The sequence below is a fragment of the Bradyrhizobium sp. Kon69 genome (assembly GCF_055807515.1).
This window is the reverse complement of sequence record NZ_JBVVOS010000030.1, coordinates 22,096-36,417: the sequence shown is the minus strand read 5'-3', so window position 1 is coordinate 36,417 and position 14,322 is coordinate 22,096. Positions and strand designations below refer to the sequence as shown.

Here is a 14,322-nt window from a genome sequence, read left to right as displayed (position 1 = left end):
TAATCGCGCCCTGGGCAGGATTCCAACTACCCGTCTCGCAAGTCCCATTCGTTGCAACCGATCACTCATGCCGCTTACCCCCGAAGAGCTTTCCCGTCAGAGCCAATTGAAATCTGCGCTTCAGGCCGAGAGGAACGCCCACAAGCTGGAAAATCTCGCGGCCGGACTTGTGGGCCGGTTGCTCGGCGTTTCGATTGCGGTGGCCAAGTCAGGTTTTCAACACGGTGGCGATGCGGGTGCGGTCGGCCAGCAGGATCGCCGGTTCCGCCTGGAGTGCAAGAAATATGGCGACGACACCAGCCTGAGCGATCGCGAACTCCTCGGCGAAATCGACCATGCGCTGGCACGCGACGAGGCGCTGGAAGCATGGGTCCTGATTGCCACGCGCAGCGTTCCCGAGCAGCTCGCCCAGGACCTGGTGCAAAAGGGCGAACGGCTCGGCATTCCCGTTGTCGTCATCGGCTGGAAGGAACATGAGCCCGCGCCGCTCGCTGCCTTGTGCGCATTTGGCCCCGATCTCGTGCAAGCCGAGTTCTCGCAAGACGCTGGCAATCATGCACGCAGCTTACAACCTGCCATGGGCGAGGCAATCGCCAACCTGCGGCGCAATCTGCAGGTTTGGTGCCTTGGCTTCGAAAGCCTGCGATCCGAATCGCACCGCAAACTGCAGGGCATCTGGACCTCGCATCGCCTTTCGAATGCCGAACTAGGGCAGGATGCGGCGGGAGGTGCTCAGTCCAAGAGGGTACGGCGCCAACGGGTTCATGCTGCGCTGGATGCCTGGTGGAGGGGTGCTGCCGTTAACGACGCGCCGGCGGCGATCGTCGGGTGGGACGGTGTCGGGAAGACCTGGGCCGCGCTCGACTGGCTGACTGACCGGATGCGCGAACAGCCGATTATCCTCACCGTTCCCTCTTCCGCGCTCGCCGGTCTGACCGGGATCTCGGAATCGACCATCAGGCGTTTTTTGGCCGAGCGGCTCTGTGAGCTTACCGGGACACGCGATCCCGAGCATTGGTTGCGTCGGCTTGCCTACCTGCTCAAGCGGCCGAGGGAGGAGGGGCCCCTTCTCACCGTGCTGTTCGATGGCCTTAATCAGGAGCCCTCGGTTCCTTGGCTAACGCTCCTCAAGGCCATCCAGGGCGTGGCCTTCGAGGGGCGGGTGCGTGTGATCATCAGCACGCGCCGATATCATTTTGACGACAAGCTCTCGGGACTTCGCGGGCTTGTTGTCGCGGCAGTCCCCGTCGCCGTCGACGTCTATGATGCCACTTCAGGCGGCGAGCTCGACCAGATGCTCGCTTTCGAGAACCTCACTCGGGCAGATTTGCATCCCGAACTCATCGAACTTGCGTGCACGCCGCGCTTGTTCAGGCTTGTCATCCGCTTTCGCGATCGGCTCGTGGAGGCGGGTCAGGTCACGGTCCATCGGCTGTTGTGGGAATATGGGCGGGACACCTTCGGTGATCGGGCCGGCAAATCCTTCAGCGAAAATGAGTGGCGTGCATGGCTTGCTGAAGTCGCGGGACGCTACCGCGGCGGTATCCAGGAATTCTCGCTCAAGAGCCTTGGCGAAACGGCAAGCCGGCCCGATCTCTCCGAGCGAGAGGTGTATGCCCGGCTGAGCGACATCATTGACGGACGCTTTGCACGGCCCGGACCCTCGGGCGCAATGCAGCTCAGTCCGACGGTCGTAGCTCACGCGCTCGGGGCCGCGCTGCTTGCACAACTCGATGCGATGGATGGTGCGACCTTTGCGGCGGCCGAAGCCGAGGTCACGCAATGGCTCGACCCGATTGCCGGCCTTGATCAGCGCGCGGAAATTCTGCGGGCGGCCGTATCTATCCTTGTCGAACGGGGAGGCCCGTTCACAACGCCTATCGGAGGTGTTCTTGTTACGGCGTGGCTGCAAACCCAGAACGTGACCGATAGCCACCGCCGAGAGCTTGCGAGCCTGGCACCGAGCATTCCAGACGCCCTTCTCGACGCCGTGGAACAGTCGGGCGCGCACGCGCACGCATCCGCTCGGATGTGGGCGGTCAATGCGCTTCGCGCCATCCCGCGGATTGAAGGCGCGCAATTGACCGCGATCGTTGCGCGGGTCCGTGCCTGGTTTTCGATCGTGTCCCGCGAAGTCGACAACAGGCCGGACGCGAACGCCGACTTCGAGCGGCGTCGTGCGGAGCGTTACCGCGGCCGTGTCGGGATCGATACGTCCGGACCATTAACGGTGCTGGGCGTTACGCTTCGTCTAGTCGGCCGCGACGATGGCAGGCTGCCGGCCGCGGCGCCTTCGATTCTCGAAGGCTTCCCTCTATCGAAGATCATGCCGTGTTTCGAAGCCATCGCGGTTGCTTCGGCCGTCCGCGGACACGCAGATGGCTGGCAGGGCCTGAAATGGCTTTGCTACTTGAATGAGCTCGATCCCGAACCCACAGCTGTTGCCCTGCGCGGTCTGTCCGGGGATATCCGCTCGCGCACGCCCGAATCCGGCATTCACCCGCAGCTTCCTGCACGGGCCGCGGCGCTCGTGCTCTGGCTCAGCGGACAGGAAGCCGACGAGGAATGCGCCGCTGGCCTCGACCCGGGCATCGACCGGCACTACACCTATGAGAATGACTACTTGCCAAACCCGAGCCGGAGTTTCTTTGCCCTTGAACGCCGGCACGCGCACGTTGCGCTTGAGGACAAGGGGCGGCCTCTCCATACCCGTTTGCAGCGCACCGGCGAGCTGTGGCTTGATCCAACCTTTCAGCCGCCACCCGGCTTCGTCGAGGAGTTGCGTTCCGCCGCGGCCGGCTTCGATGTGGCGAAGCTCCACCGGCAGATGGGACACATTCCGGAAGAATTGTTCTTCGAACAACTCCAACCGGCACTCGCACGATGCGCTCCGGACGCTCTCGCCGCCTTGCTACGGCGCAAAATGGACAGCTTCGCGTCCTGTCCGCCCGAGTCACGCTATTGGAGCGCCATTCACGCCACCGAGGCTTTCATCCTGGCAGGAACGGCGGAGGCGCAGGCAGCACAGGTTTTGCGCCTGAGCGCGCACGAAGCGGACGAGAATAATGATGCGATCTCGGCAAGCGAGCTGCTCAAGATCGAACTGCAGTCCCTTGGTGATGCACAAACTCAGTTCGATAGGCTTATTGCGGCCGATCTCAAATTCATTCCCGCCGATTTTGCCGAGGTCATGCGAAATGCGTCCTCTGCGGACATTGACGCCCTGATTGCGCGGTACGGCGCGGCGCCTGCCAAGCAGCGGCGTGATCTCGTCGTGCTCTTGTCGGTTCACCCGGGGGGCTTTAGCGACAGAGCCTGGTCGTGGCTGATAAGTTTGATCGACCAGCCCGATCATGAGCTGGACGGTGTGCTGTTTCGCATGCTGACACTGGCCGATGCCGCTCGGTTTGGGCACTATCTTGCCGCAAAGGCCTGGGGCTGGAGCCCGTCGGCCGATGTCTGGGTCAACCACTATGGCACCGGCGCACTTATCAGAGCCGAATCGGCTCTGCCCTTTGACCAGTTGGGGCCCCGGCTTGCGCCGTGGCGCCTGCTGGAAGCGGCGCGTGTGCGTGGCGCCGATCCCACTGAGGTGCGGCTTGCCGCCGAGATCTTCGGTCACGTGCTTGCTGCCAACAAAATCGCGGAACCGGACCCGGGCTCGACACTCACGGTCGACCGGACGGAGAAGAGATTCACACCGTTCTTCGTTTCCGTGCAGCTGAGACCAGATCCCCAAGACCGAAATAGCCCTGCAGCGATCCGCGCTGCGCTCGATGCCGATGCGCGCATCAAGGCTCACCAACGTGCGGTAGAGACCGCAACAGCCCGCATCGAGGAAGCAAGGCAATCAGGAGCGAGCCTCTATCTCACCAATGTTGATGCCGTCGATCTGGTTCCTGTGATCCTGCATGCAGTCAACATGATCGATCGCTGGCTGGAAGGCTCGCACGACATCAGTACGGATTTCCGCAGACGCGTGCGCCTTGCGGAGACTGCGTTCCTTGCGCTGTGCGAGGCGCTTCTCATTCAAGAGCCCACGCGCGGTGCCGCGCTGTGGCGCGCACTGCACAGGACCGTGACAACACGCTACATTGGTCCGGCCGGTTTAGACGAGTTGCTGCATATCGTGTTTCGCGTTCCCGATTCGGCGCCCGTCGCCGCGCTTCGGGATGAACTTGTTAGCCTACCATTCTGCCACTCGGATCAAGATCTCTTCGATGTCGCCTTGGCGGCGGCGTACAATGGCAAGGCTGCCTGGATCGCCGATCTTGCGGCTGCGGATCGTGCCTCGTCGCTGACTTGGCGGCAGCGACGTGGTACCCTCCTGGACGGGCTAGGCACCGGTTATGCGCTACCTGTCCCGGACGCCTGGCCCGAAGGCGAGATGCGCACGGATAGTGCCGGTCTGCGCGCTAAGGCCGCGCGGCTGCGCTGGCGTGAAGCCTGCGCCCATCATTGGTGGCAGACCTATATCGCAGCTCAGGATGCGGTGGAGGCTTATGCCTCTTGGGTCCTGTTTCTGCGCTCGGCGGACGCGCGCGCCTGGACCTGGATGCGCGATGATGTGCAAGAACAAGCCAACAGTGACGGCTTCTTTGCTCTTAAATCCGCACATGTGCAGCTCAACCGAGCGGAACTAAAGCGAGCGATGGACAAGACCCTGGAGAGACGTGACAAGACGTTTCTCGATCACGACATCGTGGAAGGCATCGGGCCTTGGGCGAAAGCGGCCAGCCCCATCTAATCAATCCACAAGTGTGATAGCCAATCACCGCTTTTGGCGATCGAGTCTCGCGCGGTTTGGGCGCCTCAGGCTGCCCATCATTCCCAATCACACACTGCACAACGGGAATGAAATGATTGCAGCCACCCGCGAATTGCCGGCCTCTGGTTACGCGCTTGAAGTGGACGGCCGGCTCAAAGCCGAATTTACAACGAGACTGCGCCAGGCAGGTGGCGAAGAACTGAAGAGGCGTTTTCCCATGCTTCGGATCAGGATCTATGACGCGCAGACGCATGCGCGCGAGGAAATCTAGATCCTCTGACTCAGGTCTCGGTGGCGTTCTTACGCTCGTGCGCGTGCGGCTTTCGCCGCACCTGGCTCTCGTTGAACCGAGCCGCTTTGCGTCGCGGCCGTGCGGCGTCGATCCCTCGCGCAAAGCGATGCGGAGCTCCTCGCCGGGGGCACTCGGAAAAGGGGCTCGCCTGCGGCGATCGCTATCACTGCCCCGTTCCCGGGTGCCGCTATTGAACCGGTCTCGTCGCTGCACTCGGACCCGCGTGCCCCTTCGGGTCGCTATGCTCACGCTCTCCGGGTGCGTTTTCCCTTGAGGCGATGCGCCCTGGCGCACGCCTGGTCGGGCCTTGCGGCCCTAGGTAGCTCAACGCAATTCCCATGAACACCCGATGGAAGGCGGGGCTGCGTCGCAGATTTCGCATTCGCTCAGGTAGATGCGAGAGGCAGAGTGTCGCGCGGGTTTGCCGTGACGGGTTACAGGCTGCGAGAGAGGCTCGCGGCGCCCGTCGCGGAGATCCGCGATGTCCAGACATCATCCTCGGGCGCGCATCGGTGAGGACCGGGCAAGCCTTTATGACGACATCACCAACAAAATTATCGGCGAACTTGAGGCCGGCCGAGTGCCGTGGGTGCAGCCTTGGGGCACCGCGGCGGCGAAGGCGCCTTTGGCCATGCCGAAGAGCGCAGCGACCGGCCGTCAATATAGCGGCATAAACATTTTAATTCTCTGGGGTGCGGCGACTGAACACGGATTTGCAGGCCAGAGCTGGCTTACCTTCCGCCAAGCGCTGTCGCTCGGTGGTCACGTCCGCAAGGGCGAGCGCGGCACGACCGTCGTCTATGCAGACCGCTTTGTGCCGGTCGACGAAAAGCGCCGCGCACATGAGACCGGCGAAGCGGCACAAGCTGTTCCATTTTTGAAGCGCTTCACCGTTTTCAATCTCGATCAATGCGACGGGCTGGCTTTGGACATCGTAACCGCTGCGCCACCACCGCCACCCGGCATGATCGAGCCGACGGTCGATGCTCTGATCAAGGCGACCGGCATCGACTTCCGCATCGGCGGCAACCGCGCCTTCTATGCGCCGACGGAAGACTATGTACAGGTGCCGCCGCCGCAAGCCTATTTCGAACCGATCAATTGGCATCGAACGGCCCTGCACGAGCTGGCGCATGCCAGCGGCCATCCGTCACGTCTCAACCGCGACTTGTCGGGCAGCTTTGGTACCAGGAAGTACGCCTTCGAGGAGTTGGTTGCGGAAATCTCGTCTGCGTTCGGTTGCGCCTCGCTTGGTATCGTGCCCACGGTGCGGCACGCCGACTATATCGGCTCGTGGCTTGAAGTCTTGCGCGAGGACAATCGTGCAATTGTCCGGGCCGCTTCCCAGGCCAGCAAGGTCGCGGACTATCTCCTTGGATTCTTGCCGGAAGTCACTGTCGACATGACGACCGAGAGAGCGGAGCAGGAGGTGGCGTGAGTTTCTCCACTGCTGCCTCGAACAAGAGAGTGAGAGGGGAGCGGCGGTTACGCGACGGGTTGGAGGCCGAGAGAGAGGCTCTCGGCTGCCCGTCGTGGAGAATCGATATGACGAACGCTGTCCAAAAGATCACCTTGTCGCCCTCACGCGATATTCCTTTCAACAAGCTGTTGCTGAGCCAGTCCAACGTCCGGCATGTGAAGGCCGGCATTTCCATCGAGCAGCTCGCCGAGAGTATTGCGCAGCGTACTTTGTTGCAGAGCCTCAATGCGCGGGCCGTTGTCGATGCAGAGGGCAATGAAACCGGCATGTTCGAGGTGCCGGCGGGCGGCCGGCGTTATCGGGCGCTGGAGCTTCTCGTCAAGCAGAAGCGGATGGCAAAGACCCAGCCGGTTCCTTGTGTCGTGCGAGAGGGGGGCATCGCTGAAGACGACTCGCTTGCAGAGAATGACGAGCGGGTAGGGCTGCACCCGCTCGATCAGTTCCGAGCCTTCCAGACCTTGAGTGGCGCCGGTCTGTCCGACGAGGATATCGCTGCCCGGCACTTCGTCTCCCCGGCGGTCGTGAAGCAACGCCTCCGGCTGGCGTCCGTGTCGCCAAAGCTCCACGACGTCTATGCCGAAGACGGCATGACACTCGAGCAGCTCATGGCTTTCTCTGTGACAGCCGACCACGCCAGGCAGGAGCAGGTCTGGGAGAACGTCAGCCGATCCGGCTATGATGAACCGTATCAGATCCGGCGAATGCTGACGGAGAATACCGTGCGCGCGTCCGATCGCCGCGTTCAATTCATTGGGCTGGACGCTTACGAGCAGGCTGGCGGCGGCGTTTTGCGGGATCTGTTCGAGCACGATGATGGCGGCTGGCTCCAGGACGTTGCTTTGCTCGACCGTCTCGTGACAGAAAAACTCAAAGCCGAAGCCGAGACGATTGCAGCCGAGGGCTGGAAGTGGATTTCGGTCGCCATTGAGTTCCCCTACGGCCACACCGGGGGACTGCGCGAAATCGAGAGCAAACCTGTCGATCTCTCCCCGGAGGAGCAGACCACCATCGACGCACTCAACGCGGAGCAAGCCGGGCTTGAATCCGATTATCAGGATGCCGACGAGTTGCCCGAGGAGGTCGATCAGCGTCTCGGCGAAATCGAGGCGGCTCTGATGGCGTTCGAAGAGCGACCGATGATTTACGATTCGGCCGAGATTGCCCGCGCTGGCGCCTTCGTCAGCATCGATTCCGAAGGCCGCCTCTCGGTGGACCGGGGTTACGTCCGGCCGGAGGACGATTTGTCGGCAGCCGATCCTGATGTCGGGCAGGGCGCGGACACACAGTCGATTGAGGGGAAAGCGGCTGGTACTTCCACCCAGCGCACGGTCATTGCGGTGGGCGGCGCTGCTGACACGGAAGAAGATGATGAGGACGCGACCAAACCTCTGCCGGATCGGCTGATCACCGAGTTGACAGCGCATCGCACGCTGGCATTGCGGGATGCGCTGGCGGAAAATCCTGCGATTGCGTTCCAGGCGGTGCTGCACAACTTCGTGCTGACGGCCTTTTACAGGTTCGCATCGTCCGGAAGCTGCCTTGAGATCGGCCTTCGCACGCCGACTTTTCCGGCTCAAGCGCCTGGCTTGAGGGAAAGCGCGTCCGCGAAGGCCGTTGAGGCGCGGCATGAATGCTGGAAAGCACGACTGCCGAAGGGCGAGAACGATCTCTGGGATGCGCTCACAGCCCTCGATGGCGCCGCACAGGCATCCCTGTTCGCCCACTGTGCGTCATTTGCGGTCAACGCCGTCTATGAGCCGGCCAACCGCGACAATCAGGGCCGCGTCTCCGCCCACGGCGTCCGCACCCGGCTCGACCAGGCAGATGTGCTGGCACGCGCTGTCGACCTCGACATGGTTCGAGCGGGCTGGAGACCGACCGTCGACAACTACCTCGGCCGGGTCACCAAGCCTCGCATTCTGGAGGCGGTGCGGGAAGCCAAGGGTGAATCCTCCGCGCAATTGATCGACCACCTGAAGAAGGCCGACATGGCCAGGGAGGCCGAGCGTCTTCTCGATGGTTCGGGCTGGTTGCCGGAGCCGCTGCGTCTGGTCGATCCCAATGCGGCGTCAGGGGAGCAGGAGAGTGAAGCGAGCCCGTTGCCCGAATTCCTCGCCGATGACGAGGATCGGGACAACGCGGGCGACGATGATCCGCAACAGCTCGACGCGGCTGAGTGACATCGTAGAAAGGGACGGCTCCGGCCGTCCGGCAATTGCTTGGGGACCGGTGTGTCGCGCCGGTCCCCATTCTTATGGGCGAGGGCTGAGAGGGAGAGCCGGGCCGGGAAGGGTTTGAGCCGTCGGGTCTTAAGGAGAGCGCCTGATGGTTCGACCCATTCCTGCTCTCCGAAAGAACCCTGTCATGACCGAATCTCTCGCTGGCGGCGCTGCCGCCGCGCCGCTCTCGATGCGTGCCGCTGCAAGTCTCACCTCCGCCGCCGTTAGGGCCGCGCGACAGCTCGTGATTGATCTCGAGCGCGGCCGTCGCATCGATGCCGCTGTCCTGCGCGGCGCCATGGAAGCTGCCTTCGGCGCTTCCGACGCCACTGGCGCCTGGAACTGGAAGACCGCCTATGATGTCTGCGAGGCGGCAACCGTTCTGTTCCTTCGCAAGTTTGGCCCGGCTCTCCGGACCAAAGCTGGGTCAACGGCCGCGATGCTGCCGATGCTCGCGAAAATCGCGCGCTGTCTGCCGACCCATACGCGGCGCTCCGAGGATAGCCAGGCCCTTCAACAATTCTCCACACCGATCCCGCTTGGGCTTGCTGCATGCACCGCGGCCGGTATCACGCCGTCCGACAGGATTCTGGAGCCGTCCGCGGGGACCGGCTTGCTCGCCATCTTTGCCGAGCTCGCCGGCGGCGCCTTGGTACTGAACGAGCTGGCCGAGACCCGCGCGGCCTTGCTCGACCAACTGTTCGCCAACGTTAAGGTCACGCGGTTCGACGCTGCCCAGATCGATGATCACCTCGATGCGGGTGTCGAACCGAGCGTTGTCCTGATGAACCCTCCGTTCTCGGCGTTGGCGAACGTCGATCGGCGGATGGCGGACGCGGCTCTCCGGCATATCGCATCAGCCTTGGCGCGGCTTTGCGACGGCGGGCGTCTCGTCGCCATTACCGGCGCCAGCCTTGCGCCGGACAATCCGGCATGGCGAGATGCCTTCGTTCGCCTCCAGCAATGCGGGCGGGTGGTGTTTTCTGCCGCCATCGACGGCGTGGTCTACGCGAAACACGGAACGCAGACCGACACAAGGCTGCTCGTGATCGACAAGCAGCCCGCCGCAGACCCGAAAGTCTTTCCCGGTTCACCGGGCATAGCGAGCGATGTCGCCACTTTGCTTGACTGGGTGACCCAGCATGTGCCTCCGAGGCTGCCCGTTGTCGCGCCGGGCGTGGTCGACGTCATCAGGCGCCCTGCGAATTCTCGATCCCTCGGCTCTTCTGCGCCATGCCCATCGTCTACTTCGAGCGGTGCAGCGCCAGAAGGCGCCGAACTTACGTATGAGACGGTCGAATGGTCGCCGCCGGAAGGTGCCCGGCTCACCGATGCGCTTTATGAGGAATACGCACTGCAGGCGATCCGTATTCCGGACGCGCATGCGCATCCGACCACACTCGTGCAGTCCGCGGCGATGGCCTCGGTCGCGCCGCCGAAGCCGTCTTACCGGCCCCATCTGCCGGCTAATGTCGTGGTGGATGGCATCCTGTCCGACGCCCAGCTCGAGAGCGTCATCTATGCCGGCGAGGCGCATTCCGAGTTTCTTGCGGGCTCCTGGACGGTGGATGCGACTTTTGATGCTGTGGCGGCCGCACGCGACGATGCAGAAAATGCCGTCCGCTTTCGCCGCGGCTGGTTCTTGGGCGATGGCACCGGCGCGGGCAAGGGTCGGCAGGTCGCCGGAATCCTTGTCGACAATTGGCTTAAGGGCCGCCGCCGCGCGGTCTGGATCAGCAAGTCCGACAAGCTGATCGAAGACGCGCAGCGCGACTGGTCGGCGCTCGGCATGGAGCGGCTGCTGGTTACACCACTGTCCCGGTTTCGCCAGGGCACCCCGATCAGGCTTTCGGAAGGTGTCCTATTCACCACCTACGCCACGCTGCGCACCGATGAGCGTGGCGAGAAGCTTTCGCGCGTGCGGCAGATCGTCGAATGGTTGGGCTCCAACTTCGACGGAGTGATCGTCTTCGACGAGAGCCACGCGATGCAGAACGCGGCAGGCCAGAAGGGCGAGCGTGGCGAGCAGGCGGCCTCCCAGCAGGGGCGTGCGGGGCTCAGGCTCCAGCACGCGTTGGCGCATGCCCGCGTCGTCTATGTCTCGGCGACCGGCGCCACGACAGTCCACAATCTCGCCTACGCCCAGCGATTGGGATTGTGGGGCGGCGCCGATTTCCCGTTCGCCACCCGCGCCGAGTTCGTCGAGGCGATCGAGGAGGGCGGCGTCGCGGCCATGGAGGTGCTGGCTCGTGACCTCAAGGCGCTCGGTCTCTACGCGGCGAGGTCGCTATCTTACGAGGGCGTCGCGTACGAGCTCATCGAGCACCAGCTCACCCCCGAACAGGTTCGCATCTATGACGCCTACGCCGGCGCGTTCAGCGTTATCCATAACAATCTCGATGCCGCGATGCGGGCCGCGAATATCACGGGCGAGACCGGTACGCTGAACGGCCAGGCCAAATCGGCCGCGCGATCTGCCTTCGAGAGTGCCAAGCAGCGCTTTTTTGGCCACCTCCTGACCTCAATGAAGACGCCGTCGTTGATCCGCTCGATCGAGCGTGATCTCGACGCCGGCCATGCCGCCGTCATCCAGATTGTCTCGACGGGCGAAGCGCTGATGGAGCGCCGGCTCGCCGAGATCCCGACCGAGGAGTTGGGCGACGTCCGGGTCGACATCACTCCACGCGAGTATGTCCTCGATTACCTCGCCCATTCCTTTCCGGTCCAGCTCTACGAGCCCTTCTCGGACTCGGAGGGCAACCTCTGCTCCCGGCCCGTCTATCGCGACGGCCAACCGGTCGAGAGCCGGGAGGCCGTCGCCCGCCGGGACCGCCTCATCGAGAAGCTCGCCTCGCTGCCGCCGGTGCCTGGGGCGCTGGACCAGGTCGTCCAGCGCTTCGGCACCGACATGGTCGCCGAGGTGACCGGCCGCTCGCGCCGCATCGTTCGCAAAGGAGACCGGCTGGTGGTTGAAAACCGGGCCGGTTTGGCCAACCTCGCCGAGACCTCGGCCTTCATGGATGACGTCAAGCGGATCCTCGTGTTCTCCGACGCGGGCGGCACGGGGAGGAGCTACCATGCCGAGCTGTCGGCGCGGAATCGCCGCCTGCGGGTCCACTATTTGCTCGAGCCCGGCTGGAAAGCGGACGCCGCGATCCAGGGGCTCGGCCGCACCAAGCGGACCAACCAGGCGCAGCCGCCGCTGTTTCGCCCTATCGCTACCGACGTGAAGGCCGAAAAGCGATTTCTGAGCACCATTGCCCGCCGGCTCGACACGTTGGGAGCGATCACGCGCGGCCAGCGCCAGACCGGAGGGCAGGGCCTGTTCCGGCCCGAGGACAATCTCGAAAGTCAGTACGGGCGTGATGCGTTGCGCCAACTCTACACGCTGCTCGCGCGCGGCAAGGTCGAGGGCTGCTCGCTCGAGAGGTTCGAGGATGCGACCGGCCTGAAGCTCACGGATCCCAATGGGCTCAGGGATGACCTGCCGCCGATCACGACTTTCCTGAATAGGTTGCTGGCGCTCACGATCGATCTTCAGAATATGCTGTTCACCGTCTTCGAGCAGCTGTTGACCGCTCGGATCGACGGCGCGGTCGCGTCGGGCACCTATGACGTCGGGCTGGAAACGCTCCGCGCCGAGAGCTTTGTCGTCACTGACCGGCGCACGATTTACGTCCATCCGAGCACAAGCGCCGAGACCCGGCTGCTCACGATCACCCAGCGCCAGCGCAATCATCCTGTGAGCCTGGATGAAGCTCTCGGTCGTCTTTCGGATCGCCGCGCCGCTCTACTGATCAATGAGCGCTCGGGACGAGCCGCTGTGCAAGTCCCAGCCCCGAGCTTCATGCTTGACGACGGCGAGATCGAACGGCGCGTCCGCTTGATCCGTCCGATGGAGCAGCACAGCGTTTCCCTAGAGACGATGACGGAAAGCCATTGGCGCGACGCCGACCGCGACCGCTTCGCCGCGGCCTGGCTGGCGGAGCTTGCCGAGATCCTAGAGTTCACGGAAGGCACGATCCACGTCGTGGCGGGCTTGCTGCTGCCGATTTGGAAGCGACTACCGAACGAATCGACCCGCGTCTATCGGCTCCAGACCGATGCGGGCGAACGCATCATCGGCCGCAAGGTGTCTGCCGCCTGGGTCGCAAACGTCCTTGTAGCGGAAGCGCCTTCGTTGACGCCGGATGCTGCCTTTGCCGCGCTCGTGGAGGGACGGACCGTCCTCGAGCTTGCGGAGGGGCTCCAGCTTCGCCGTGCCCGGGTGATGGGTGCGCACCGTATCGAACTGTCGGGCTTCAACGACACCATGCGCGATCGCTTGCGGGCTTACGGCCTCTTTGGAGAGATTATCTCCTGGAAGCTGCGCATGTTCGTGCCGACGGACGCAAGCGGCGTCGAGATCCTGTCGAAGGTGCTCGATAGCTATCCGGTTGCGCGCATCGGTGAGCGGGAGGCCGCCTGATGCCCCGCGATGCTTCCGAACTGGCAGGCCGCCTCGCGCGCGAGGCGGAGGCGGTGTGCCGACACTATCTCTCCAATGGCAAGCGGGCGGGCCGGTACTGGCTGGTCGGCGACGTCCACAACACCCCGGGCCGCTCGCTATTCGTGCGGCTCCAGGAATCGCCGAAGGGGCCGGCGGGCAAGTGGACCGATGCGGCAACGGGGGAACATGGCGACCTCCTCGACATCATCCGCGAAAGCCTGGCTTTGCGAGACTTCCACGAGGTCGCCGAGGAGGCGAGGCGATTTCTGAGGCTGCCTCGTACTGAACCGGAACTCCTGCCGAAACCCGTTCGTACGTTAGCACCGGCTGGATCGCAAGGGGCGGCGAGACGGCTCTTTGTTACATCGCAACCGATCGAGCGGACCGTGGTCGAGGCATATTTGCAGCGTCGCGGAATAGCCCGCGTGCACCATGGTGGCAGTCTGCGTTTCCATCCGCGCTGCTATTATCGGCCCGATGAACACCTGCCGACCGAGACTTGGCCGGCGATGATCGCCTGCGTCACGGACCTCGAAGGCAGGATCACCGGCGTGCACCGCACCTGGCTCGATCCGGACAGCTTCGATCGTGTTCGGCTCGGCAAGGCTCCGATCGATACGCCACGACGCGCGATGGGTGATCTCCTTGGGAACGCGGTTCGCTTCGGCGTAGTGGACGACGTGGTCGCTGCTGGCGAGGGCATTGAGACCATGCTGTCGCTGCGCTACGTGCTGCCGACTATGCCAATGGCGGCCGCGCTTTCAGCCAATCACCTCTCGGCCATGTTGCTGCCCTCGAGCCTGCGCCGGCTCTATATCGCCCGCGACTCCGATGCCGCCGGCGATGCGGTGCATGCTATTCTCAGCCAGCGCGCAGCAGACGCGGGCATTGAAGCGGTCGCGCTGTCGCCGCGGTTGGGGGACTTCAACGAAGATCTGCACGTTTTCGGCCTCGATTCCATACGGGCAGCATTGCGGCTTCAGCTCGTGCCAGAGGACGTCGTTCGCTTCCTGCATTCGTCGGGGGCCGTCGCAGAATAGCTTCCGGTGTTCGATCGATGCTGCCACGTCGGTC

General features: G+C 63.6%; 6 protein-coding genes. All 6 read left to right on the top strand.

The genetic code is table 11. The features are described from left to right. Positions 1-67: 67 nt before the first annotated feature. The 6 genes from AC0L3U_RS31515 to AC0L3U_RS31490 all read left to right on the top strand — a co-directional run bounded on the left by AC0L3U_RS31515 (position 68) and on the right by AC0L3U_RS31490 (position 14,288). The gene (locus AC0L3U_RS31515) at positions 68-4,747 is read left to right on the top strand and encodes a hypothetical protein (RefSeq protein ID WP_473280329.1); all 4,680 of its coding nucleotides are present in this window, start codon (positions 68-70) and stop codon (positions 4,745-4,747) included. Between the two features lie 112 nt (positions 4,748-4,859). Continuing rightward, complete coding sequence (locus AC0L3U_RS31510; protein WP_259219289.1) at positions 4,860-5,039, top strand: hypothetical protein; 180 nt, start codon at positions 4,860-4,862, stop codon at positions 5,037-5,039. A 502-nt stretch (positions 5,040-5,541) separates the two neighbouring features. Then, positions 5,542-6,498, top strand: coding sequence for an ArdC family protein (locus tag AC0L3U_RS31505; protein ID WP_259219290.1), 957 nt, complete (start codon positions 5,542-5,544; stop codon positions 6,496-6,498). Between the two features lie 107 nt (positions 6,499-6,605). Then, a complete protein-coding gene (locus tag AC0L3U_RS31500; protein ID WP_259219291.1) occupies positions 6,606-8,720 on the top strand; it encodes a ParB/RepB/Spo0J family partition protein in 2,115 nt (704 codons plus the stop codon). 184 nt (positions 8,721-8,904) lie between these two features. Then, entirely contained in the window at positions 8,905-13,227 is a 4,323-nt protein-coding gene (locus AC0L3U_RS31495) for a strawberry notch family protein (RefSeq protein WP_259219292.1), read from the top strand. Beyond that, positions 13,227-14,288 (top strand): DUF7146 domain-containing protein, encoded by a 1,062-nt coding sequence (locus AC0L3U_RS31490; protein WP_259219293.1) that lies wholly within the window; start codon positions 13,227-13,229, stop codon positions 14,286-14,288. Before AC0L3U_RS31495 ends, AC0L3U_RS31490 begins: the two co-directional genes overlap by 1 nt. Positions 14,289-14,322 lie beyond the last annotated feature (34 nt).